23 protein-coding genes are annotated in these 23,757 nt (G+C 74.1%); 7 read left to right on the top strand and 16 right to left on the bottom strand.

The features are described from left to right. Nucleotides 1-61 precede the first annotated feature (61 nt). The 5 genes from HCN08_RS14830 to HCN08_RS14810 all read left to right on the top strand — a co-directional run bounded on the left by HCN08_RS14830 (nt 62) and on the right by HCN08_RS14810 (nt 4,357). The gene (locus HCN08_RS14830; protein WP_240970111.1) at nt 62-634 is read left to right on the top strand and encodes a hypothetical protein; all 573 of its coding nucleotides are present in this window, start codon (nt 62-64) and stop codon (nt 632-634) included. A 28-nt stretch (nt 635-662) separates the two neighbouring features. After that, nucleotides 663-1,382 (top strand): nuclear transport factor 2 family protein, encoded by a 720-nt coding sequence (locus HCN08_RS14825; RefSeq protein ID WP_167983525.1) that lies wholly within the window; start codon nt 663-665, stop codon nt 1,380-1,382. Between the two features lie 128 nt (nt 1,383-1,510). Further along, a complete protein-coding gene (locus HCN08_RS14820) occupies nt 1,511-2,872 on the top strand; it encodes a glutamine synthetase family protein (RefSeq protein WP_167983524.1) in 1,362 nt (453 codons plus the stop codon). 119 nt (nt 2,873-2,991) lie between these two features. Then, nucleotides 2,992-3,417, top strand: a complete 426-nt coding sequence (locus HCN08_RS14815; protein WP_322974451.1) for a nitroreductase/quinone reductase family protein — start codon at nt 2,992-2,994, stop codon at nt 3,415-3,417. 106 nt (nt 3,418-3,523) lie between these two features. Beyond that, a complete protein-coding gene (locus HCN08_RS14810) occupies nt 3,524-4,357 on the top strand; it encodes a GOLPH3/VPS74 family protein (RefSeq protein ID WP_240970110.1) in 834 nt (277 codons plus the stop codon). Between the two features lie 66 nt (nt 4,358-4,423). Here HCN08_RS14810 and HCN08_RS14805 read toward each other — a convergent pair whose 3' ends face one another. Continuing rightward, on the bottom strand, nt 4,424-5,944 hold the full coding sequence (locus HCN08_RS14805; RefSeq protein WP_167983522.1) for an MFS transporter: 1,521 nt from the start codon (nt 5,942-5,944) through the stop codon (nt 4,424-4,426). Between the two features lie 232 nt (nt 5,945-6,176). On the opposite strand from HCN08_RS14805, the gene HCN08_RS14800 reads away from it, so the two are divergent. Then, nucleotides 6,177-6,830 (top strand): TetR/AcrR family transcriptional regulator, encoded by a 654-nt coding sequence (locus HCN08_RS14800; RefSeq protein WP_167983521.1) that lies wholly within the window; start codon nt 6,177-6,179, stop codon nt 6,828-6,830. Nucleotides 6,831-6,943: 113 nt separating this feature from the next. After that, nucleotides 6,944-7,462, top strand: a complete 519-nt coding sequence (locus HCN08_RS14795; protein ID WP_167983520.1) for a hypothetical protein — start codon at nt 6,944-6,946, stop codon at nt 7,460-7,462. 72 nt (nt 7,463-7,534) lie between these two features. On the opposite strand, the gene HCN08_RS14790 is transcribed toward HCN08_RS14795, so the two are convergent. The 15 genes from HCN08_RS14790 to HCN08_RS14720 all read right to left on the bottom strand — a co-directional run bounded on the left by HCN08_RS14790 (nt 7,535) and on the right by HCN08_RS14720 (nt 23,632). Beyond that, a complete protein-coding gene (locus HCN08_RS14790; protein WP_167983519.1) occupies nt 7,535-8,320 on the bottom strand; it encodes an enoyl-CoA hydratase/isomerase family protein in 786 nt (261 codons plus the stop codon). Between the two features lie 2 nt (nt 8,321-8,322). Beyond that, nucleotides 8,323-9,252: an NAD(P)-dependent oxidoreductase gene (locus HCN08_RS14785; protein WP_167983518.1), complete on the bottom strand. Its 930-nt coding sequence runs from the start codon at nt 9,250-9,252 to the stop codon at nt 8,323-8,325. After that, the gene (locus HCN08_RS14780; protein WP_167983517.1) at nt 9,249-9,656 is read right to left on the bottom strand and encodes a carboxymuconolactone decarboxylase family protein; all 408 of its coding nucleotides are present in this window, start codon (nt 9,654-9,656) and stop codon (nt 9,249-9,251) included. The genes HCN08_RS14785 and HCN08_RS14780 overlap by 4 nt, the downstream gene beginning before the upstream one ends. Nucleotides 9,657-9,659: 3 nt before the next feature. Further along, a complete protein-coding gene (locus tag HCN08_RS14775; RefSeq protein ID WP_167983516.1) occupies nt 9,660-10,433 on the bottom strand; it encodes an enoyl-CoA hydratase-related protein in 774 nt (257 codons plus the stop codon). A gap of 10 nt (nt 10,434-10,443) precedes the next feature. After that, entirely contained in the window at nt 10,444-11,661 is a 1,218-nt protein-coding gene (locus tag HCN08_RS14770) for an MBL fold metallo-hydrolase (protein ID WP_322974450.1), read from the bottom strand. Nucleotides 11,662-11,692: 31 nt separating this feature from the next. Then, nucleotides 11,693-12,991: an acyl-CoA dehydrogenase family protein gene (locus HCN08_RS14765; RefSeq protein WP_167983515.1), complete on the bottom strand. Its 1,299-nt coding sequence runs from the start codon at nt 12,989-12,991 to the stop codon at nt 11,693-11,695. Between the two features lie 30 nt (nt 12,992-13,021). Then, on the bottom strand, nt 13,022-14,245 hold the full coding sequence (locus HCN08_RS14760) for a CaiB/BaiF CoA transferase family protein (RefSeq protein WP_167983514.1): 1,224 nt from the start codon (nt 14,243-14,245) through the stop codon (nt 13,022-13,024). 10 nt (nt 14,246-14,255) lie between these two features. Further along, nucleotides 14,256-15,482, bottom strand: a complete 1,227-nt coding sequence (locus HCN08_RS14755; protein WP_167983513.1) for a Gfo/Idh/MocA family protein — start codon at nt 15,480-15,482, stop codon at nt 14,256-14,258. A gap of 53 nt (nt 15,483-15,535) precedes the next feature. Then, nucleotides 15,536-16,468 carry a MaoC family dehydratase gene (locus tag HCN08_RS14750; RefSeq protein ID WP_167983512.1) on the bottom strand — a complete coding sequence of 311 codons (933 nt, stop codon included), beginning with the start codon at nt 16,466-16,468 and terminating at the stop codon, nt 15,536-15,538. Further along, nucleotides 16,465-17,559, bottom strand: a complete 1,095-nt coding sequence (locus tag HCN08_RS14745) for an LLM class flavin-dependent oxidoreductase (protein ID WP_167983511.1) — start codon at nt 17,557-17,559, stop codon at nt 16,465-16,467. The genes HCN08_RS14750 and HCN08_RS14745 overlap by 4 nt, the downstream gene beginning before the upstream one ends. 107 nt (nt 17,560-17,666) lie before the next feature. Continuing rightward, the gene (locus HCN08_RS14740; RefSeq protein WP_167983510.1) at nt 17,667-18,494 is read right to left on the bottom strand and encodes an enoyl-CoA hydratase-related protein; all 828 of its coding nucleotides are present in this window, start codon (nt 18,492-18,494) and stop codon (nt 17,667-17,669) included. Nucleotide 18,495: 1 nt separating this feature from the next. Further along, the gene (locus HCN08_RS14735) at nt 18,496-19,695 is read right to left on the bottom strand and encodes an acyl-CoA dehydrogenase family protein (protein WP_167983509.1); all 1,200 of its coding nucleotides are present in this window, start codon (nt 19,693-19,695) and stop codon (nt 18,496-18,498) included. A 15-nt stretch (nt 19,696-19,710) separates the two neighbouring features. Continuing rightward, nucleotides 19,711-20,652 carry a cyclase family protein gene (locus tag HCN08_RS14730; RefSeq protein WP_167983508.1) on the bottom strand — a complete coding sequence of 314 codons (942 nt, stop codon included), beginning with the start codon at nt 20,650-20,652 and terminating at the stop codon, nt 19,711-19,713. Continuing rightward, complete coding sequence (locus HCN08_RS14725) at nt 20,649-22,457, bottom strand: ABC transporter permease (RefSeq protein ID WP_167983507.1); 1,809 nt, start codon at nt 22,455-22,457, stop codon at nt 20,649-20,651. Before HCN08_RS14725 ends, HCN08_RS14730 begins: the two co-directional genes overlap by 4 nt. Then, entirely contained in the window at nt 22,454-23,632 is a 1,179-nt protein-coding gene (locus tag HCN08_RS14720; RefSeq protein ID WP_167983506.1) for an ABC transporter ATP-binding protein, read from the bottom strand. The genes HCN08_RS14725 and HCN08_RS14720 overlap by 4 nt, the downstream gene beginning before the upstream one ends. Between the last annotated feature and the right edge of the window lie 125 nt (nt 23,633-23,757).

Genomic DNA, 23,757 nt, shown 5'->3' with positions numbered 1-23,757 from the left:
GACGCAGACGCCGGCGCCGGGCCCGCGCCCCGGCGCCCGGCGGGACGGAAGGCACCCCGTGCTGCTCGTCGCGCTCGCGCTCGCCGTCGTCGCGGCCGTCGCCGCCGCGGTCAGCGGCTGGGCCTGGTACGGCGCCGCCCATGACGACGACGCGGCCTTCGCCCGTACCCGCGACACCGTCCTCGCGGCCGGCGAGCAGGCCGTACAGAACCTCAACACCCTCGCCTACACCGACCTCGACCACGGCCTGGACATCTGGGAGTCCTCCACCACCGGCGACCTGCACACCCAACTCACCCAAGGCCGCAGCGACTTCGCCGCCCAGGTGCGGCAGGCGCAGACCACCAGCACCGCCAAGGTGCTCTCCGGCGCGGTCACCGAGCTGGACACCCGCACCGGCAAGGCGAGCGTCATGGTCGCGCTGCGGATCACCGTCCAGGCGCCGAAGGCCGCGCCCGCGGTGAAGGAGTCGCGGATGCTCGGCGAGCTGACCCGTACCGCCGACGGCTGGAAGCTCAGCGCGCTGGGCCAGGCACCGATGGGCGACAGCGCCCCCGACCCGGCGGCGGGCGGCCCCACCGCGGCGCCCACCGGCCCGCAGCCCACCACCCCGCAGCCCACCGCGAGCCGCTGACGGCCGTACGCGAGAGGACCGACGCACCATGTCGACCACCCGGCACCTGATCAACCGGCAGCGCCGGCTCGCGGCCGTCTCCGCGGCGGCGGCCGAGCGCACCGCCGCCCCGGCCCCCGCGGCGGGGGAGCGGACCGTACGCCCGCCGGCCCGCCCCCGTACCGCCACGCCCCGTACCGCCACCCCCCGGACGGCGGCAGCCGAAGCCACCGAGGAGGCCCCGGCGCCCCGCAGGGCCAGGCGCGTCCTCCCGGCCCTCCTCGCCGCGCTCACCGTCCTGCTCGGCGGCTTCGCCGCGCTCGCCGCGAGCCGTACCGCCGCCCTGCACGACTCCGTGGCCGAGCACAACACCGCCCTCACCGACACCGCCCGTACCAGCGAGGTCAAGGGCCAGATCGCGCAGGCCGTCAACGCCGTCTTCTCGTACGACTACGCCGACCCGGCCCGTACCGACACCGCCGCCAAGCGGCTGCTCACCGGAAAGGCGGTACAGCAGTACGCGGCCATGCTCGCCGAGGTGCGCAAGCAGGCCCCCGTGCAGAAGCTCGTGCTGACCACCACCGTGACCGACACCGGCGTCACGACGATCGACGGCGACCGCGCGCACGTCCTGGTCTTCGCCGACCAGCGCAACACCAGCACGGCGAAGGCGGGCGCCGGCAGCACGTACGCCGCGGCGATGTTCACGGTGGACGCCGTCCGGCAGGGCGGCACATGGCGGATCGCCGCGATCGGCACCTTCGGATGAGCCCTCCGGGCGGGCACTATGGGGGTGAGCCGTGACTGCAACGCACCCGAAACGGTGTGATGCAATGCTCGTGATCCCCCGCCCGGACCAGGCGGGGGGCGGTGCCTGACCGGCGAGGATGGATGGATATGGATAAGCAGCAGGAGTTCGTGCTCCGGACCCTGGAGGAGCGGGACATCCGCTTCGTGCGGCTGTGGTTCACCGACGTGCTGGGCTATCTGAAGTCGGTCGCCGTCGCCCCCGCCGAGCTCGAACAGGCATTCGACGAGGGGATCGGGTTCGACGGCTCCGCCATCGAGGGCTTCGCCCGGGTGTACGAGTCCGACATGATCGCCAAGCCGGACCCCGGCACCTTCCAGATCCTGCCCTGGCGCGCCGAGGGCCCCGGCACCGCCCGGATGTTCTGCGACATCCTCATGCCCGACGGCTCGCCCTCCTACGCCGACCCGCGCTTTGTCCTCAAGCGCGCGCTCGCCAAGGTCTCCGACCTCGGGTTCACCTTCTACACCCACCCCGAGATCGAGTTCTACCTGCTCAAGAACCGCCCCCTGGACGGCGGCCGGCCCACCCCCGCCGACAACTCCGGCTACTTCGACCACACCCCGCAGGCCGTCGGCATGGACTTCCGCCGGCAGGCCATCACGATGCTGGAGTCGATGGGCATCTCGGTGGAGTTCTCCCACCACGAGGGCGCCCCCGGCCAGCAGGAGATCGACCTGCGGTACGCCGACGCGCTGTCCACCGCCGACAACGTCATGACCTTCCGGCTGGTGATGAAGCAGGTCGCGCTGGAGCAGGGCGTGCACGCGACCTTCATGCCCAAGCCCTTCTCCGAGCACCCGGGCTCGGGCATGCACACCCACCTGTCCCTCTTCGAGGGCGACCGCAACGCGTTCTACGAGTCCGGCTCGGAGTTCCAGCTCTCCAAGGTCGGCCGCTCCTTCATCGCGGGCCTGCTGCGGCACGCCGGCGAGATCTCCGCGGTCACCAACCAGTGGGTCAACTCCTACAAGCGCATCTGGGGCGGCTCCCAGCGCACCGCCGGCGCCGGCGGCGAGGCCCCCTCGTACATCTGCTGGGGCCACAACAACCGCTCCGCCCTGATCCGCGTCCCCATGTACAAGCCCGGCAAGACCGGCTCCACCCGCGTCGAGGTCCGCTCCCTCGACTCCGGCGCCAACCCCTACCTCTCCTACGCCGTCCTCCTCGCCGCCGGCATGAAGGGCATCCAGGAGGGCTACGAACTCCCCCCCGGCGCCGACGACGACGTCTGGGCCCTCACCGACGCGGAACGCCGCGCCCTGGGCATCGAACCCCTCCCGCAGAACCTGGGCGAGGCCATCAACCTCATGCAGCACAGCGAACTCGTCGCCGAGACGCTGGGCGAGCACGTCTTCGAGTTCTTCCTCCGCAACAAGAAGCAGGAATGGGAGGAATACCGCTCCCAGGTCACCCCCTTCGAGCTCATCAAGAACCTCCCCAACCTGTAGGCGCTGCCCGCCGGTTGAGGACGGTACGCCCGTCCGCCGTTCCCGCTGCCGGGCCCGGCGGCCCGGCAGTAGGGTGGGCACGCGTGGCCCGGCGCCGGGCTGCCGGGGGGAGGCGGGGCGTGTCTGCCGAGCGGTTGCAGATGAACCAGGCGGTCATCGACGAATTCCGGTCCGCCGGCGGGGTGGTGGGCGGCGACTACACGGGCACGCCGCTGCTGCTGCTCACCACGACGGGGGCCCGCAGCGGCGAGCCGCGCACGATGCCGGTGATGTATCTCGCCGACGGGGAGCGCCTCGTGGTCTTCGCCGCGAACGGCGGCCGTCCCCACCACCCCGGCTGGTACCACAACCTGCTGGCCGCCCCGACCGCCCACGTCGAGGTCGGCACCGACGCCTACGCCGTGACCGCGTCCGAGGCCGAAGGCGCCGAACGCGAACGCCTCTGGTCCCGCCAACTCACCACCGCCCCCTACTTCGCCGGCTTCCAGGACCGCGCCGGCAAGCGCCGCATCCCCGTCGTCGTCCTGACCCGCACGGACGCGTGACGCGCGTCCCGCGGTTCCCGCGGCGGGGTGAGGTGGCGGCTAAGCGCCATGTTCGGGGCTGGGGCTGGACGTTCGGGGTGAGGGGGGACGTAGCCTGGCGGATGTGATGATGGGGGATGAATTGCTCCTGCTGGCGATATCGCCCGGCCGGCGGGGGATGCGGATACGTGTGCGGTCGCCGCAGCGGCTGCGGTTCGCCCTGCGGGGTGCGGAGTTGGCGGAGCTGGGGCTGCTCGGGCGGATCGCGGTGGGGGAGCGGCGGATCGAGGTGGTCGACCGGGCGCCGGTCGGCACCGGGCGGCTGGACGGCGTGCTGCGTGCGCTGGAGGGTGCCAACCCGCCCGCGACCGTGGAGAGTTGGCTGCGGGCCACGCCGCGCTCCCTGACCTCCGAATACCTGTCCCGGCTGCACGACCGGAAAGTGGTCCGGGTGCACCGCAGCCGGGACCGCGTCGGCCGGACCCGCCATGACATCCTCGCGGTCGATCCCGTACGCCGCCGGGCCCTGGTCTCGCGCGTCACCGCCTCGCTGCGGGCGGCGGCGCAGGACGGGGCGGGCGGCGCGCAGGCCGAACACGACGTCGTCCTCGCGGTGCTGGCGCACTCCGCGCACCTGTCGCGCGCCGTCCACCCGGGCCTGCGCGGCCTCCCCGCCCGGCGCCGGCTCAAGGCCCTCGCGGCGGCCGGCGGCCGACCCGGCGCACCGGCCGGCGCGGTGGAGGCGGCGTACGGGGCCGCCGCCCGGGCCCGGGACGTCCAGGCGCTGACCCGCGGCCTCTACTCCGGGATCGACACCGTCTGCCTCCGGACTTTCAGCGGCGCTGACGGCCACGGCAGCGGCGCGTCGGCCGGTGACGCGTACGGCGGCGGCCACCACGGGCACGGCGGGGGCGGCCACCACGGGCACGACGGCGGGCACCACGGGGGCGGCGGCTGGTGACCCCGCACGGCACCCGCCCGGGCCCGGCGCCGGGCTGCCGGGAGCGTCGAGCCCGGGGCGGCTCGGTCAGGTCGCGTCGCCCGAGGTCAGTGCCGGTTCCGGGGTGCCCTGGGGGGTGGCGGACGGGGCGGGGGCGCGGCGGGCGGGGATGAAGGAGGCCAGCGCCAGGGCGAGCAGGGCCGCGCCCGCGCCGATCGCCATCACCGTGCGGAAGCCGTTCTGGGACGGCAGCCGCGCGGCGCCGAAGGTGAGGGTCATCTGGGCCAGCACCACGCCCGCCACCGCGCTGGAGACGGACGTACCGACCGCCCTCATCAGGGAGTTGAGGCTGTTGGCCGCCGCCGTCTCGGACACCGGCACCGCACCCATGACCAGCGCCGGCATCGCACCGTACCCCAGGCCGACGCCCGCGCCGATGATGCAGGAGACCAGCACCAGCTGCCACACCTGCGACATCAGCGCGATGTTGACGACATAGCCCGCCGCCACCGTGACCGTGCCGAGCATGAGCGTCACCTTCGGCCCGCGGGCCCGGGTGATACGGGCCGAGAGCGGGGCGGTCGCCATCATGACCAGGCCCTGCGGGGCCAGCACCAGGCCGGAGACCAGCAGCGACTTGCCGAGCCCGTAACCGGTGGCGGTGGGCAGCTGGAGCAGCTGCGGCATCACCAGCGACAGCGCGAACATCGAGAAGCCGAACGAGACCGACGCCAGGTTGGTGAAGAGCACCTGGCGGCGGGCGGCGACCCGCAGGTCCACCAGGGCGTAGGGGACGCGCAGTTGGAAGGCTCCCCACGCCAGCAGGATCACCGCGCCCGCCCCGAACAGCCCCAGCGTCGTCCCGCTCGCCCACCCCCACTGCGCGCCCTTGGAGATCGCCAGCAGCAGGCAGACCAGCGCCGCCGACAGCCCCAGCGCACCGGCGACGTCGAACCGCCCGCCGCTGCGGACGCGCGACTCGGGCACCAGCGCCAGCACCAGGCCCGTGGCCACGACGCCGGCCGCGGCCGAGACCCAGAAGAGCATGTGCCAGTCGAAGTGGTCGGCCAGCAGCGCCGCCGCGGGCAGCCCGAGCGCGCCGCCGACACCCAGCGACGCGCTCATCACGGCGGTCGCGGAGGCGAGCTTCTCGACGGGCAGCTCGTCGCGCATGATGCTGATGCCGAGCGGGATCACGCCGGCCGACACGCCTTGCAGGGCGCGCCCGACGACCATCGGGGCGAGCGTGTCCGACAGCGCGCACACCACGGAGCCGGCGGTCAGCAGCGCGAGGCTGAGCAGCAGCAGGCGGCGCTTGCCGTACATGTCGCCGAGCCGGCCGAAGACGGGGGTGGCGACGGCGGAGGCCAGCAGGGTCGCGGTGACCGCCCAGGTGGCGTCGGAGGCGGAGGCGTGCAGGAGGTCGGGCAGCTCCGGGACCAGCGGGATGACCAGGGTCTGCATGAGGGAGACGACGATCCCGGCGAAGGCCAGCACCACGACGACGGCGTCGGCCCGGGCGTGGGCGACCGTGCCCTCGGCGGGCACGCCGGCCGACTTCGCCGCCGCGGGCTCGTCGGGGGCGGGGGACGTGGAGCCGGGGGACATGGGGCCTCCGTCGTGGCGTCTGTGGCGTCCGCGGCGGCCGTGGCGTCTGGACCCGGCGCGGACACCGGCGTAATCTTTTAATTAAACCGGTTGAATTAAACGTAGGGCGGTGCGGGCCGGTACGTCAAGCACTCGTCAAGTACGGGGCGTACGCCGAGGTCGCGGGCGCGGACGGCGCGAGCGGATCGTTAAGGTCGCAGGGGAGAAGCGAACGGCGAGCGGCGGTGGGGACATGTCTGGCAGGGGCGGCGTCCGGCAGGAGAAGGTCGCGGCGACCCGGGAGGCGATCCTGGCCGCCGCGGAGCAGCTCTTCGCCGAGCACGGCGTCTACAACATCTCCAACCGGCAGATCAGCAACGCTGCCGGCCAGGGCAACACCGCGGCCGTCAACTACCACTTCGGCGGCAAGACCGACCTCGTACGGGCGATCGCCGCGCGGCACACCGAGCAGATCGAGCGGATCCGGGTCCGGCAGGTCGCGCGGACCGAGGGCTCGGGCGAGTTGCGCGACTGGGTCGCGTGCATGGTGCGGCCCCTCACCGAGCACCTCGAAGCGCTCGGCAGCCCCACGTGGTACGCCCGCTTCAACGCGCAGGTCTTCGCCGACCCGGCGCTTTACGACGCCGTCGTCCCCGAGACCATGGCCTCGCCCTCGCTGCGCGTCCTGCTCGACGGCCTCAACGCGTGCCTGCCCGGCCTCCCCGCCGACGTCAAGGCCGACCGCGGCGTCATGGCCCGCCACCTCATCGTCCAGATGTGCGTCGAGCGCGAACGCGCCCTGGCCGACAACGCCCCGCTGGCCCACCCCACCTGGTCCGCCCTGGCCTCCGGCCTCATCGACGCCCTGACGGGCCTGTGGAACGCGCCGGTCAGCCCCCGGCCCTAAGCTTGCCGCGCGCCCCTCCGGTACGCACCGCTCCCCTCGCGCGGGCGCACCCCACCGTGGCACTCCCGGCGCGTTCCGTGCGCCCCGGGACAGCGAAAGGCACCCGCATCCCCATGCGCCCTCCCAGAGCCGGCATACCGGCCCTGCTCGTCGCCGCGTCCGCGGCCGTCCTGCTCACCGCCTGCGGCAAGGCCGGCGGCGCGACCTCCGCGGGAGCGCAACTCCCCGCCGCCACCACGCTCGCCGAGGTGGACCCGCAGCTGCACGCCTACCTGGAGTCCATGATGCCGGCCGGCGGCAAGAAGGCGGTCGTCCGCCGGGGCTCCGTCCTGCCCGACTCCGCCGTCCGCACCAACTGCCCGGCCGGCCGGGCGGCCCACGTGGTCACGGAGGTCGCCGTCGGCGCGAGCGACGCCTACGCCACCACCGTCCTGGGCAACCTCCTCGCCCACGGCTGGCACCTCCCCGCCTGGAGCTCCGACACCCCGACCCCCGACACCCGCTTCACCGGCGCGATCCAGGCGGGTTACACCCTGGAACTCGAAAAACGCCTCACCACCGTCACCCTCTACGCCCAAACCCCCTGCCTCCCCGGCCCCCCACTCCCCACCCGCTCCGACTTCCCCACCTGAGCCCCTTCCCGCCCCGCGGGAAGGAGGAGCTGCGCTCCCTACGTGCTGGAGTACGGATTCGGCGGGTGAATGTCAGCGTTGGGCCTGGTGGTTGAGGAAGGCGGTGACGGCCGCGCGGTGGGCGGGGGAGAGTTTGCAGGTCACTGTGGCCTGGGCCTCGGCCTCCAGGGCTGGTTCGAGGCCGGGGAGGGTGTCGACCAGGTGGTGGACGGAGCGCAGCAGCGGCGGGGACGCTTGGGCGTATTGCGTGGCCAGTTCGTGGGCGCGGGGGAGGAGTTGAGGGGTGGGGACGACCTCGTCGACCAGGCCGAGGGACAGGGCTTGCGGTGCGGGGACGCGGCGGGGGCGGAGGAGCCAGTCCCGGGCGCGGTGGGGGCCGATGAGCTGGGGGAGGAAGTGGGTGATGCCGGTGTCGCCGGGCAGGCCCAGGCGGCCGAACGAGGTGTCGAGGAAGCCGTCCTCGTCGATGATCCGGTAGTCGCACGCGCAGGCCAGCGCCAGGCCCGCGCCGACCGCGCAGTGGTTGACCGCCGCCACCCGCACCACGGGCAGGCGCACGAACCGCACCAAGGACGCGGCGATCCGCCGCAGCCGGGCCAGCTCGGAGCGCCGGAACTCCTCCTCCGACCGGCCGCTGGTGAGCACCGCGCGCATACGGTTGATGTCGCCGCCGGCCGAGAAGACACGCCCCGCGCCCGTGACGACCAGCGCGCGCAACCCGCCGGAGGGCCCCGCCTCCAGCTCGTCGAGCAGCGCGTCCATCGCCGTCCACGTCGCGTCGTTCATCGGGTTCAGCCGGTCCGGCTGGGAGAGGGTCAGCAGCCCGACGCCGTCGCTCTGCGTGAAGTCGACCGCCATCGTCACCCCTTCCCGCCGGACCCGGCAGCCGCGCCGGAGCGTTCGGCCACCCAGCGGGCGACCTCCGTGTGGTCCGCGTCCGCCGGCAGCGCCGCCGCGGCCTGCGACCACAGCCGTACCGTCTCCTCCGCATGCGGCGCCGCGCCGCCCACCGAGCGGGCCAGCGACACCGCGATCCCGACGTCCTTGAGCATCAGCCGCAGCGCGAAACCCGAGTCGTACGTCCCCGGGAGGACATGGCGGGGCCACTTGACCTCCGAGGAACCGCTGCGCCCGCTGGAGGTGTTGATCGCGTCCAGGACGGTCGGCGCGTCCAGGCCGAACCTCGCCGCCACGGCCAACGCCTCGGACGTGGCCAGCAGATGGCTCGCCGAGAGCAGGTTGTTGAGCGCCTTGACCGCGTGCCCGGCGCCCGCGGGGCCGACCCGTACGATACGGGCGCCCAGCTGCGACAGCAGGGGCGTCACCCGCAGGGCGTCCGCCTCCTCGCCGCCGACCATGACGGTCAGGGTGCCCGACTCCGCCCCGGCCACCCCGCCGGACACCGGCGCGTCCACCAGGCCGACCTGGGCGGCGGCGAGTGAACGGGCGTGCCGGACCGTCTCGGCGGGCTCCGAGGAGCCCATGTCCACCACGACCTGGCCGGACCGCAGCCGCCCGGCCAGCGCGCCCAGCACCGCCGCCACGACCGCGGAGTCCGGCAGCATCAGCACCACCGCCGCCGCTCCGGCCGCCACGGCGGTCAGCTCCTCGGCCACGTCCGCCGCGGGCACCTCCCCGCGGACCCGTTCCCGTACGGCGGCGTCGGCGTCGTAACCCGTCACCCGGTAACCCGCGGCCACCAGCCTGCCGAGCATCGGCCGCCCCATCCGCCCGAGCCCCACGAAGCCGACGCGCGCGCCCGGAGCCACCTCCGCAAGCGGGCCGCTCATACGGCCTCGCCCCGCTGCCCCGCCTCGTACGCGGTGACCGCCTCCCGCGCCACCCGGGTCGCGTCCAGCGCGGCCGGCACGCCGCAGTAGATCGCGGTCTGGAGCAGCACCTCCCGGATCTCCTCCACCGAGCAGCCGTTGCGCAGCGCGCCCGTGACATGCAGCTTCAACTCGTGCGGCCGGTTCAGCACGGTGAGCATGGCGACGTTCAGCAAACTGCGCGTGGCGCGCGGCAGTTCGAGCCGCCCCCACACCCGCCCCCAGCAATACTCCGTCACCAGTTGCTGCAAGGGGCCGGTGAACTCGTCGGCCTGCGCGAGGGATCGCTCGACGTGGTCGGCGCCCACCACCTCCTTGCGGATCCGCAGGCCCGTCTCGTAGTCGGTGGTCTTGTCGTTCGGCATGGGTCACATCCCCTTGAAGTGAGGCGGGCGCTTGTCGAGGAACGCCCGCATGCCCTCGGTCTGGTCGTCGGTGGCGAACAGCAGGTGGAAGGAGCGCCGTTCACCGGCGAGCCCGGCGGTCAGGGTGGTCTCGTACGCGGCGTTGACGGCTTCCTTGATCAGCCGCACCGCGATCGGCGGCTTCGCGGCGATGCGCCGGGCCAGCTCCTGGGCGGTGGCGACGGTCTCCGCAGCCGGCACCACCCGGTTGGCGATGCCCAGTTGGTACGCGCGCTCCGCGTCGACGAGGTCGCCGGTGAGGTTGGCCTCCATGGCGACGTACTTGCCGGCCGTGCGCGGCCACCGCTGGGTGCCGCCGGCGCCGGGCAGGATGCCGAGGTTGACCTCGGGCTGGCCGAACCGCGCGCCGTCCCCGGCGATGATCATGTCGCACATCATCGCCAGCTCGCAGCCGCCGCCCAGCGCATAGCCGTTGACGGCGGCGATCAGCGGCTTGGTGAAGCGCAGCAGGGGCTGCCAGCGCGGCCCGCGCTCGATGGCGAGCTGGTCGGCGGGCGTACGGGTCACCATCTCGGCGATGTCCGCGCCGGCCGCGAAGACCTTGGGGCCGCCGGTGAGCACGACCGCCCGTACCCGGTCGTCCTCGTCCAGCGCGCCGAGCGCTCCCATCAGCTCGGCGATGCCGCCGGGGGAGAGGGCGTTACGTGCCTCGGGGCGGCTGAGGGTGACGGTGGCGACGGGCGCGTCGATCTCGACGGCGACGAACGGGGGTTGCATACGGCGGCTCCTAGCGTTCGGCGGTACGGCCGGCGGACGGGCCCGCGGCAGCGGACGGGCCCGGGACGGCGGGCGGGCCCGCATCGGCGGACGGACCCGCGGCGGCAGCCCCGGGCGCTTCCGGGGTGGCGGGCCCCGAGGCCCCCGGACCCCCGGACCCGGGCGGGCCCGGGGCCGGACCAGGACCGCCGCCCGGCGTGTAGTGGACCTCCGGCCCCTCGGCCAGGACCGTGCCCACCCGCCCCAGCCCCTCCAGCACATCCAGATGCGCCGCCGTCTCCAGCACCGCGAGCATCCGGTTGAAGGTGTCCAGCTCGCGCAGCGGCAGCTCCCGGCGCGTCCAGCGCAGCCCGCGAGCCACCTCGTACGCGGTGTGCGCGCCGCGCTCGACGAGGGCCTGCGTCGCGTCGAGCCGGCGCTCGTGGTGGGCCAGGAGCGCGTCGACCCGGGGGTGGGCCCGCTCCTGGACCGGCCCGTGCGCGGGCAGCAGCCGGGCGTCGGGCAGGCCGCGGACCAGCCGCAGCGAGGCCAGGTAGTCGCGCAGCGGATGCTCGAAGGCGACGGGCTCGAAGCCGATCGACGGCGTGATGTGCGGCAGCACATGGTCGCCGGCGAACAGCAGCCCCGCGCCCGGCTCGACGAAGACGACATGCCCGCGCGTGTGGCCGGGCGTCGGCACGGCCCGCAGCAGCCGGTCGCCCACCGCCACCTCCTGCGGGGGACGTAGCCAGTCGTCGGGCGGCTCCCACAGCTGCGAGGTGTCCACGTCGCGGAGGCCGGCCAGCACCTCGTCGGCCAGCGCGCCGGCCCCGTGCCGGCGCAGCGCGTCCGCCTGGGCCTGCAACTGCTGCCGCCCCGGCGTCGCGGCGAGGGCCAGCCCGGGCTGCTCGCCGATCCCGACGCTGATCCTCGTGCCGAACGCCCGCCGCACCTCGACCGCCAGCGTGTAGTGGTCGCGGTGCTGGTGCGTGACGAGGAAGCGGCCGACGTCGCCCAGCTCGGCGCCGAGCGCGGCCAGGCCCGCGGCGAGCCGGTCGCGGGCGCCGCGCATGGCCCAGCCCGAGTCGACGAGCACGAGGTCCGCGCCGGACCGGACGGCGTAGACGTTGACGGCCCGCAGCCGGCTCTCGTCCGGCAGCGGCATGGGTATCCGGAAGACGCCCGGGGCCACCCGGTACACCCCGGGTGTCGTCCAGGGCTGGTCCCCGTCGTCGGTGATCACGGTCACTTCATGTCCCTCACATATACGTACGGGTCCGTCACGGGCGCGGCATGCCCGCGAGGCGTTCGGCGATGATGGTGCGCTGGATCTCGGAGGTGCCGGAGTAGACGGTCGCCGAGCGCGTCTCCAGGTACAGGTCGCTCCACCACGCGGCGTCGGCGGAACCGGGCTCCGCGAGGTCGTCGCCGAGGCTCGCGATGTCACGCAGCAACTCGCTCCAGGCGAGCTTGACCAGCGACCCGCGCGAGCCGACGGCGCCACCGGCGGCGACGTCGCGGGCCGCGGCGAGGTTGGTCGCCCGCAGCAGCTGGGTGCGGGTCCACAGGGCGACGAAATCCTGCCGCGCGTCGTCGGCCACCGCCCCGCCGGCCACGAGCCGGCCGCCCGCCGCCCCGCCGGCCCCGCCACTGGCGGCCCCCGCAGCCTCGCCGGCCGCGACCCCGCCGTCGGCGGCCCAGCCACCTGCGGCCCCGCCGCCCGCAGCCTCCTCGCCCTCCGGGCCCAGCCCGGAAGCCATCCCCCCGAGCATCCCCAGCAGCCGCGTGTGATCGGTGAAGCTCTGGTCGGACCGCTCGAACTCCAGCATCGTCATCGCCGCCGCCCACCCCTGCCCCGGTGCGCCGATGACGTGGTCGGCCGGGGCGACCGCGTCCGTGAGGAACACCTCGCAGAACTCCTGCCGCCCGGTCATCTGGCGGATCGGCCGCACCCGGACGCCGGGCTGGTCCATGTCGAGGACGAGCATCGTCAGGCCCCGGTGCCGGGGCGCCGCCGGGTCGGTGCGGCACAGCAGCGCGCACCGGGTCGCGTACATCGCCCAGGTCGTCCAGACCTTCTGGCCGTTGACGACCCACCGGTCGCCGTCGAGCACCGCCGAGGTGCGCAGCCCCGCCAGGTCCGAGCCGGCGTCGGGCTCGCTGAAGCCCTGGCACCACACGTCCTCGCCGGACAGGATGCGCGGCAGGTAGCGCGCGGTGAGGTGGCCGGCGGCCAGCCGCATCATCGTCGGCCCGACCAGCGCGACCGCCGGGTGGTTGAGCAGCCGCGGCGCCCGCACCCGGGCCAGCTCCTCGTAGTAGACGTACTTCTGCGCCGCCGACGCGCCCCGCCCGCCGTACGCGACCGGCCAGTCGAGCCCCATCCAGCCGCCCTCGTACAGGCTGCGGTGCCACGCCAGCTGCCGCGCGTACATCTCGTCCTGCGACTCCTCCCGGTCGGCCCGGTCGGCCCGGTCGCCGGAAGGGGCCGGCTCGGGCAGGTGGCCGCGCAGCCACGCCCGGAACTCGCGGCGCAGCTCCTCGCTCTCCTCGTCCAGCCGTACGGTCAGGTCACGCATGCGTACGCCCCGCCGGCACCGTCGCGGCCATCAGGCGCTCGCCCCCTCGGCGGCCGGCGGCGCCGCGAACAGCGCGCCCGAGGCGACATACGCGTCGATCTCCTCGTCGCTCAGCCCGCCGACCCGGGCGAAGACCTCGTGGTTGTGCTCGCCGATCTCCGGCGCCGGGCCGAGCGGGCTCCGCGCGCTGCCGCTGAGCCGGAACGGCGGCCCGGGAACGGCGAACTCGCCGAGCACGTCGTCGTGGACCATCTCCACGGTGCCCCGCGCCCGCAGGTGCGGGTTGTCGATGACCTCGCCGATGTCCAGTACGGGCGCGGCGACCACCCCGGCGCGGCGCAGCGCCGCCACCGCGTCGTCGCGGGTCGGGAAGCCGACGAGCCACGCGTCGAGCAGGTCGAGCACGTCCTGGCGGTGGGCGATGCGGTGCTCGGTGGTGTCGTAGCGCGGGTCGGTGCCCAGCTCGGGGCGGCCGATGCAGCCGGCCAGCCGGACCCACTCGTGGTTGCTCATCGCCACGATGTACAGCTCGCGCCCGTCCGGGGTCTCGAACACGCCGGCCGGGCAGATGTAGGCGTTCTGGCCGCCCACCGGGCGGGCGTTGATCCGGCCGCCGCTGATGCTGTACGCCTCCAGGTTGCTGGAGTGCGACTGGATGTAGGCGTCCACGAGGGAGACGTCCACCAGCTGGCCGCGGCCGGTGTCGCGTACCGCGTACAGCGCGGAGAGGATGCCGGCGTACGCGCACAGGCCCATCGCGGAGTCGCCGAGCGCCACCGAGGGCATGATGGACGGGCCGGCGCCGTCCGATGAGGTGTAGGCGACCCCGGAGTAGCAGGCGCCGACCTGGTCGTAGCCGCGGACCGTGCCGAGTTCGCCGGTACGGCCGAGGGCGGACAGCTCGCAGACCACGATCCGCTCGTTGCGCGCCGCCATCGTGTCGTAGGTGAAGCCGTACTTGGCCAGCACGCCGGGCGCGAAGCCGTCGAGCAGCACATCGGCCCGCTCGACCAGCCGCCACAGCAGCTCGACGCCCTCCGGGGTGCGCAGGTCCACGCTCACGCCGTACTTGCCGCGGTTCTGCTGGACGAAGTAGCCGCTGCGCCCGCCGGTGCGCCACAGCTGCTGGCGGGAGACGTCCCCGGTGGGCCGCTCGACCTTGATGACGGTGGCGCCCATCTCGGCGAGCAGCCGGGCGGCCAGCGGGCCGGCGAAGACCTGGGACAGTTCGAGAACAACGATGCCTTCAAGCACGATGGCGCTCCTATGCGGCGCCGGCGACGCCGGCTGGGTCGGAAAGGTCTCGGGGCCCGCTGCTTCCGCCGGTCCCGCTCGTCCCGCCGGGCCCCCTGTTCCCGCCGGGCCCCGGGGTGCCCCCGGTCCTGGCGCCGGCGCACTGCCGCCGCCCGGTCGCGGCGGCCCGCTCCACCGCGTCGAGCCGGCGGTGCAGCGCGACGGCCGTGCCGAAGTCCGGCTCGAAGCGGGTGCCGCCGCGGATCGCGACCGCGAGCCGGCGCAGGGCCTGCGCGACGTTGAGGACCGGCTGCGCGCGCAGCGGCTCGGGCACCCGGTAGTGCCGCGGGTCGGTCCTGACGGCCCGCCAGCGGGTCGAGCCGGCCGGGCAGAACCGCGCGGACAGGTCCTCGATCTGCAGGCCGCGCACACCGGTGGAGCGCAGGACGAGGTCGCCTCGGGTGCCGTGGAAGCGCGCGGCGAAGTGCGTGCCGTTCGGCCGCGCCCCGCTGTGGGCGTGGACGCTCACCACGCAGCCGTCCCCGGTCGTGGCGGACACCACGACCTGGTCGGGCGCGGTGACGGCCAGCTCCTCGCCGGTCTCGGTCACCGTCGCGGCCGGCTGCCGTACCGCCACGCGCGCGTCGAAGCAGTCCAGCGGGCCCAGCAGCCAGCCGAGCGTGTCGAGGGTGTGGCCGGTGTTGATCGTGAGGGTGTGCGCGGCGTTGGCCCGGTCGGCGGTGTAGCGGCGGGCGAGGTCGCGGTGCGGGCCGCCGGAGCCGGTGGGGGAGTAGGCGGTGCAGCTCAGGACGGTGCCGAGCAGGCCGTCGGCGAGGGCCGCGCGCAGCGTGGCCAGCAGCGGTGAGCTGCGGGCCTGGAGGCCCACGGCGTGCCGGACGCCGCGCTCGCCGGCGAGCGCGGCCAGCCGCTCCGCCTCGGCGGTGGTCAGGCCCAGCGGCCACTCGCAGTACACGTGCTTGCCGGCCCGCAGCGCCCGCTCCACGACCTCCGCGTGGGCGGGCACCTTCACGCAGACGACCACCAGGTCCACCGCCGGGTCCGCGGCCAGCGCCGCCGGGTCGGTGTACGCGGCGGCGGCCCCGAACACCTCGGCGGCCCGCCGGGCGGTCTCCGGACGGGTCGTCGCGACCGCCGCCAGCCGGTACTCCGCCAGCCCGGCGACCGCCGGGAGGTGGGCGTCCAGCGCCCACCCCCGGTCGGGGCTCGCGCCGACGACACCGACCCCCAGTGGCGGCACCGGAGCGCCCGCGCCCGGACCCGCCCCCGGTGACGGCCCGGCGTCGCCGCCGGTCACAGCCAGTCCCTGATGGTGGCCGTGCCGACCGACAGCAGGTCCCCGGACGTCGAGGCGACCGCGCTGCGCAGCGTCAGCACCCCGTCCGCGACCGACTCCACGACGGTCGCGGCGCGCACCTCCACGCCCACCGGGATGGTCGCGATGAACGACGAGCGCATCGCGCCCTTGCGGTAGAAGTCGATGCCGAACAGGTCCCGGTAGAGCTCGCTCTCCAGCTCGGTGAGCATCAGCGCCTGCCCGACGGTGCCGCGCAGCCCGCCCTGCCGGGCCAGCAGGTTGTCGGTGTGCGCGCCGGAGCCGGGCCCGGAGTAGAGGTTGAGCCGGGCCTGGTCGAGCAGCCGGGTGCGTCCCTCCACGATCGCGCCGGGGTGCGGGAACGTCTCGCGGGCCCGGCCGCCGCTGGCCTGCAGCCAGTCGCTCAGCCGGGCGCGGCGGTCCTCCCGGCTCTGCGGGTACTGGTTCTGCGGGAATTTGTAGGCGCGGGTGTAGAGCGAGTCCAGCAGGACGTTGTCCGGCTCGTCGATCGGGTGGCAGTAGCAGCGGGTGGTGAAGTATTCGATGCCGCGCTTCTCGAAGACGTTGACGACCTCGCCGGCCAGCCGGTACGCGCCACCGGGGGTGACCGGCCCGTTGAAGGTGAACTCCTGCTTGGCGTGCAGGCCGAAGCGGGCGCTGATGCCGACCAGCCGGGCGCCGATGTCCCGGTCGAACATCGTCAGCGGCGACACGTCGATGCCGTGCCGGGCCCGGGTGCTCGCGCGGAACGCCCAGAAGGTCTCGTCGCCGGTGGCGTTGACGTAGTCGCGGACGAACTCCTCGTCGGCGACGATGTCGACCGGCTGGAGCTTGTCGCCGATCGTCGGGTTGTTCTGCACCCCGGCGTACACGACGCCTTCGTCGTTGCCGGGTACCTGGCTGAGTGTCATCGGGTTACGTCCAATCCGGTGCTGCCGGGGGTCGGGATACGGTCAAGGGGGTCGGTGCGGGCGGGCGGGGCGAGGACCTGGACGATCCGGGCGCAGTTGGCGACGACCTGCTCGCGGCCGAGCGTCTCGCCGACCGTCTGGAACACCAGCTCGTCGGCGCCGGCCTCGGCGAACCGCCGCTCGTACGCGCCGACGCGGGCCCGTACGTCCTCGGGGGTGCCGGCCAGCGCGAAGGCGTCGACCATCGCTTCCGGCACCAGCCGCGCCAGCGACTGCCAGTCGGCGCCCTCGTCGAGGAAGCCGGCGCGGATCGCCTCGCCGGCCCGCTCCCAGGGGGTGCCCGCGACGATGGTGCGGTAGCTGGGGGTGGAGAAGTAGAAGGCCAGGCTGATCCGGGCCCGCCGCCGGGCGGTCTCGGCGTCGTCGTCGACCGAGGTGATCAGCCATACGGCCAGCGAGCCGTCCGGGCGCTCCGCGTGCTGCCGGCCGAGCCGGATCGCGGGGGCGGCCACCTCGTGCAGGTAGTGCTCGGACGCGGCCAGCGGGTGCAGCGCCACCCCGTCGCACGCCTGCGCGGCGTGCCGCAGCATGATCCGGTTGAGCCCGGCCCCGTAGACGGGCAGGCCGGCGAGCGCTTCGGCCGGGTGGCCGGGGCGGAAGGCGGGGATGCGCAGGGTGTAGTGGTCGCCGGCGTAGTCCAGGCCGCCGGCGCCGGCCGACCAGGTGGCGCGCATCAGCCGGACGTAGTCGGCGAGCCGCGGCGCCGGGTGGTCGAACTCGGCGGCGTACCACCGGGTCCGCATGCCGCGGGTGCCGGCGCCGATGCCCAGGGTGAAGCGCCCGCCGGTGGCCATGTAGGCGTCGGCGGCGGTCGCCGCCATGGCCAGCGGCGCCCGGGAGAAGGCGTAGGCGATACCGGTGCCCACGCCGATGGTCGAGGTGGCGCCGGCCAGCAGCAGCGACCGCAGGACGGCGTCCCGGCCGGTGTACTCGGTGGTCCACAGCCGGTGGAAGCCGGCTTCCTCCGCCGCCCGGGCGACCGGGACCAGCTCGGTGAAGGCGTCGGTGCCGAAGACGATCGATCTACGCATGGCGCCCGCCCCGCCCCGCCGAAGCGCCGGCCGCCGCGCCGGTCGCCGAGTCCGCCACCGCGCCGGGCGCCGTGCCGGTTGCCGCCATCCCGGTCGCCGTCCCGCCGTCAGCCACGGTCGGGGTCCCAGTCGCCGGCGCTGTACTTGGCGATCGCGCCCTTGAGCCCGTGCTCGGTGATCAGCGCGCTCAGCGCCCGTACCGGCCGGGAGGCGTGCAGCATCGCGTCGGACTCGGCGCCCATCAGCACGGTGTTGCGGAAGCCCATCGCGTCCCACACCCGGTTGATCGCCATCTTCTTCACCCGCAGGATGGGCGAGGGGATGGTGGCGATCTTCTCGGCGAGGGCGCGGACGTCGTCCATCAGGTCGTCGGCCGGCACCGCGTAGTTGGCCCACCCCCACAGCTCCGCGGTCCTGCCGTCGATCCGGCTGGACGGCACGAACGACATCTGCTTGGCGCGCTTGGGCCCGACGAACGGCGTCCACAGCGGGGTGATGTAGCCGCCGCCCATCGGCAGCGAGGGCAGGCCGATCTTGGCGTCCTCGGCGACGACGGTGATGTCGGTGAACATGCACAACTGGGTCGCGCCGGCCAGGCAGTAGCCGTGCACGGCGGCGATCACCGGCTTGGGGTGGTCCCATATCTCCAGGAACCGCTTGAGGTTGCCCTCCAGCCGGTCGTGGTCCTCGGTGATGTCGCGCTCGGCGGCGCCGGTCATCTCCTCGGAGTCGTTCTCGATGTCGTATCCGCTGGAGAAGGCCCGGCCGGCCCCGCGGATGCCCAGGACCGGTCCGCCGCTGTCGCGCAACTCGGCGAGCGCGGCGCCGAGTTCGCCGAGCAGCTGGTCGTTCATCGCGTTCAGCCGGTGCGGGCGGTTCAGGGTGATCCAGGACAGGGGTCCCTCGTGTTCGATCAGCAGCGTCTGGTAGCTCATGTCATCCCTTCGGCGTGGTGCGGGTGCGGGTGCGGGTGCGCGGCAGTCGGGCGATCCGCTCGCCGACGACGGTGCGCTGGATCTCCGACGACCCGGAGAAGATCGAGGTGGCGCGGGCGTCCAGGTAGCGGCGGCTCCAGGCGTCCGCGGCGAGCAGGCCGGGCCCGCAGGCGTCCTCCACGACGGCCGCGAGCTCCTGGTAGGCCCGGGTCCAGTGCAGCCTGATCAGCGAGCCCTCGTCGCCGACCGGCTCACCGGCCCGCAGCCGCCGGGCGGTGCGCAGGTTGACGGCGCGGAAGAGCTGGCACCGCGTCCAGACCGCGACCGCGCCCCGGTGCAGCCGGCTCAGCGCCGCGTCGTCGATCTCGCCGCGCCGGTGCCGGGCGCCGGCGGCGGCCAGGGCGGTGCGCAGCAGCTCCAGCAGGTCGGTGTGGTCGGCGAAGCTCTGGTCGGCGCGTTCGAGTTCCATCAGGCCCATGGCGACGGCCCATCCGCCGCCCCGCTCGCCGATGAGCGCGTCGGCGGGCACCCGTACCGCGTCGAAGTCCACGGTGTCCCAGGTGTGCCGGCCGTCGGCCGAGCGCAGCGGGCGGACGGTGACCGCCGGGTCGTTGAGGGCGACGGCCAGGAAGGACAGGCCCCGGTGCCGGGGCGCCTGCTCGGTGCGGACCAGCACCGCGCAGTGCGTGGCGGGTTCGGCCCAGCGGACCCATGTCTTACGGCCGCTGAGCACCCAGCCGCCGTCCTCCAGCCGGGCCTCGGCGCGCAGCCCGGCCAGGTCGGAGCCGGCGTCCGGCTCGGTCAGGCCGAGGCACCACAGCTCCTCGCCGGACAGGATCCGCGGCAGGTGGCGGGCCTGCTGCTCCGGTGTGCCGTGCCGCATCAGGACCGGCCCGACCAGCGCGATCCCGGCGGTGGTCAGCAGCCGCGGCACCCCGGCACGCGTCAGCTCCTCGTGGTAGAGGTAGCGGTCCAGCGCGTCGGCGGCGCGCCCGCCGAACCGCTCCGGCCAGCCGACGGCCGACCAGCCCCCGGCGGACAGCCGCGCGTGCCACTCCCGCCGGTGGGCGAGCATTGTCTGCTCGTCTGAATCGTTGTCGTCATCGGCAGGGCGCGGCGGGGCGTTGCGGGCGAGCCACCCACGCAGCTCCGTACGCAGCAGCTCGTGCCGCGGTTCCAGTACGACGTCCAGGTCACGCATCGGCGGCCTCCCCGCTCACCGCACCGCGATCGCGTTGGCCGGAGAGCCGATCGCGCCGCGCACGTGCAGGGGTACGGAGACGAACAGGAAGTCCCACCGCCCTTCGGCGGCGCACGCCTCGGCGAGCTGCTCGAAGCGGAAGAACTCGCCGATGGCCATGCCCAGCGACGGGATCAGCCGGCGGTGCAGATAGCCGATCGAGGCGTCTCCCGGCGACACCTCGAACGACGGGTTGTCGCAGGTGACGGCGGCGACCTGGTGGTCCCACAGGAACCTGGCCGTCGACTCGCGGGCCGACAGCCCCGGGAAGGCCATGGTCTTGTTGACCTCGACCCGCTCGTCGTGCGTCAGCGGCTCGTAGTAGGCGGGCCAGCCGAGCCGTACGCACAGCACGTCCCCCGGGCGCAGCTCCACGCCTTGGGCCGCAGCCGCCGCGGCGATCTCGTCGGCCTCGATGGAACGGCCCTCGGTGTGCACCAGCGGGGTGCCGAGCTGCTGCTGGTGGCGGGCGACGTCGACGAGAACGCCGCGGCCCACGATGCCGTGCTGCACCCAGTGCTCGATGCCCAGCCGGCCCGGGCCCGGGGCCATCTCGCCGGTGAAGCCGGTGTAGAAGCCGAACTCGCGGGCCCGCACGTGGCGCAGGCCGTCCCACTGGGTGGAGCCCTGGAGGTAGAAGCCGTCCAGGTAGTCGTCCAGCTCGTTGCGGGCGGGCGGGTAGATGGTGTGGGCGTACGGGCGCCGGCCGTACATCGGCGGGTCGGGCTCGTCCACGGGCCACGTCAGGTCGAGGACCTGCCCGGTGCGGACCAGCGAGGCGGCCTGCACCACCCGCTCGGGGGTGAGGTGGTTGATCGTCCCGACGTTGTCGTCGCGGCCGAAGACGTCCCAGGAGTGACGCAGGCCGAGGGTGTCGATCATCGGGAGCTCGTCGAACGGCGGTATACGGGGATTCATCGACTCTCCTGCGCGCTGCGCGGGCGGTTGCGGCGGGCCCGGGAGCGCCTGGGCTGGGAGGCTGCCGCCTGCAGCCGGCGGGTGAGCAGCATGACCAGCGAGACGATCACGCCCGAGGCGACGGCGATGATCGATCCGAGGGCGGCCAGCTGCGAGTAGGTGCCGTTGTCGAAGATGCTGAGGATCACCGATCCGACGACGGGGGTGTCGGGGCCGGCGAGGATCGACGAGGCGTTGAGGTCGCCGACGATGACGACGAAGAGCATCGCCCAGGCCGCGGCGAGGCCGCCGGCCATCAGCGGCAGGTGGATGCGCACCATGGTCCGCAGGCTGGACGCGCCCGAGATCGCCGACGCCTCCGTCAGCGGCTGCCCGATCTGGTCCACGGCCGTGTCGGCGGCGACCCACGCCTGCGGCAGGTTCATCACGACGTAGACGAGGATGAGGATGCGCAGGGTGTTGGCCCAGTAGAAGGGCGCGCCGCCCAGCGCGATCAGGAACGCCACGGCGAGCACGATGTGCGAGATCGCCCCGGGCGCGCGGGCGACCATGTCGATGCCGCGCACCGCCCGCCCGCCGCGCAGCCGCGCGAACGACACCAGCACGGCGGCGATGAGCACCCCGGCGGTGGCGCCGACCGCGCCCAGCTCCGCGCTGTCGGTCAGCGCCCGGCGGAAGCCGTCGTCGGCGAAGTAGGTACGGAAGTTGGCCAGCGTCATCGCGGAGAAGTCCGGGTGGGCCGTCCAGTAGGGCAGGAAGGCCACGATCAGCAGCGCCACGAGCGGCAGCAGCGAGGCGACCGCCAGGTAGCCCAGCATGACCACCCGCACCACCCAGCGCAGCGGGCCCAGCCGGACCAGCGAGGGCGTCTGGCCGCGCCCGCCGATCGTGCTGTGGCTCTGCCGCCTGGTCAGCCGCCGCTCCAGCAGCCACGCCGCGGCCATGACCACCAGCACCAGCACGCCGACGAAGACCGCGGAGCCCGTCTTGGGCGGGAAGCTCTGGAACAGCCGGACCAGGTAGGTGGACAGCACGTCGATACGGGCCGAGACGCCGATCGTCCGCGGGACGGAATACTGCGCCACCCCCATGAGCAGCACCAGGAAGCAGGAGGCGCCGATCGCCGGGCGGATCGCCGGCAGCGAGACGGTGCGCAGCGTCCGCCAGACCGGGGCGCCGCTGACCCGGGCGGCCTCCTCCAGCGACGGGTCGAGGTTGCGCAGCGCCGCCGAGACCATGATGTGCACCAGCGGCACCAGCACGATGGTGTACAGGAAGATCATCCCGTACCAGGAGTCGACGTCGAAGGGGCCGCTCGCGAGGTGGATGCCCACATGCCGCAGCACGCTGCGCAGGAAGACGTTGAGCACCCCGGAGTGGGAGTCGGCCAGGAAGATCCAGCCGACGCTCAGCGCGATCTGCGGCAGCACCAGCGGGGCCAGCGGCAGCATCGTGGAGACCGCGCCCATCTTGGCGTCGGTGCGCTCGTTGACCCAGGCGAAGAAGGAGCCGATCGCCACGGCGAACACACCGGGCACCACCACCAGGATCGCGGTGTTGCGGGCGGCCTCGTAGAAGGCGTCGTCGCCGAGCACGTCGCGGATCGCGGCGGTGTCCAGCTCCCGCACGAGCATCGAGCCGAGCGGGAAGACCAGCAGCGCGAGCAGCACCAGGGTCAGCGCCGCGCAGCACACGGCGAAGATCCGGCCGCTCCAGGTGGCGCGGGCCAGTGCGGTACGGGTGCGCCGGGTGCCGGACCGGTCCTGGTCCGCGCCGGCTCCGGGGGTCGTCGTGGTCGCCGTCATCGCGCCGACCGGACCATGACGTGCTCGGGCGCGACGCTCACCACGACGGCCGTGCCCGGCCGCAGCGAGTGGTCGGCGCTGAGCACCGACAGCTCCACGTCGCCGATCCTGACCAGGTACTGCATCCACGAGCCGCGGAAGAGGCTGAAGGCGACGGTGCCGGGCCAGCTGTTCGCGGCGCCCTCCGGCGGCGCCTGCCCGGCGGCCAGCCGGACGTGCTCGGGCCGGATGAGGGCGGTGAGCTCACCGTCGGCCGAGCCGGAGGCCGCGCCGGTGGTGGTGTCGGTGGCCGGGTCCGCGGCGTCGGTGGCGGGCTGCTCGGCGGCCACGAGCCGGCCCAGGTCGCTGGTCAGCAGCACCGACGAGCCCTCGTACGCCGCCGCGCTCACGCCGACCCGGTTGACCATGCCGACGAACTCGGCCACGTACGTCGTACGCGGCGCCCGGTAGACCTCGGCGGGTGTGCCGATCTGCTCGATACGGCCGCCCTTCAGGACCACGAGCCGGTCGCAGACCTCCATCGCGTCCTCCTGGTCGTGGGTGACGTAGAGGCCGGAGAAGCCGAGCTTGGTGTGGATCTGCACCAGCTCCAGGCGCAGTTCCTCCCGCACCCGGGCGTCCACGTTGGACAGCGGCTCGTCGAACAGGACGACGGAGGGCTCGGCGACGAGGCTGCGGGCGAGCGCCACGCGCTGCTGCTGGCCGCCGCTGAGCCGGTTGGGCGGCTCGTTCTCCAGCCCCGCCAAGCCCACGGTGGCCAGGATCGCGCTGACCCGGGCGGCGGTCTGCCGGCCGGAGACGCCACGGCAGCGCAAGGGGTAGCCGACGTTCTGCGCCACCGTCATGTGCGGCCACAGCGCGTAGCTCTGGAACATCATGCCGATCTCGCGGCGCTCGGGCGGGGTGAACTTGCGCCGGGCGGAGTCGAAGACGGCCTTGCCGTCGATGTGGATCTCGCCCTCGTCGGGCCGCTCCAGGCCGGCCAGGCAGCGCAGCAGCGTGGTCTTGCCGCAACCGCTGGGCCCGACGACGGCCACCAGCTCGCCCGGGGCCACCGACAGGGAGACCTCGTCGATCGCCACCGTGGTGGAGCCGGAGACGCGCTGGAAACGCTTGCTGATGCGGCGCATGTCGATCGCGGGGCGGGTGGCCCGGCTGCCGCGTGGGTCGTCCACGGAGCCGGTGCCACCGTCCGGCGGCGGATGATTCGCCTGGGTCTTCGGTCCGCCAAGGCTCATTGCCCGCCCCTTCTTCGAGTGCTTGAGGTGCTTGAGGTGCTTCGAGTGCGCGAGGTGCTTCG

Origin of the sequence: Actinacidiphila epipremni (genome assembly GCF_012034175.1) — a bacterium.
GTDB classification, from domain to species: Bacteria; Actinomycetota; Actinomycetes; order Streptomycetales; family Streptomycetaceae; genus Actinacidiphila; species Actinacidiphila epipremni.
Note: the sequence above shows the minus strand (reverse complement) of the source record. Positions and strands in the feature narration are given on the sequence as shown.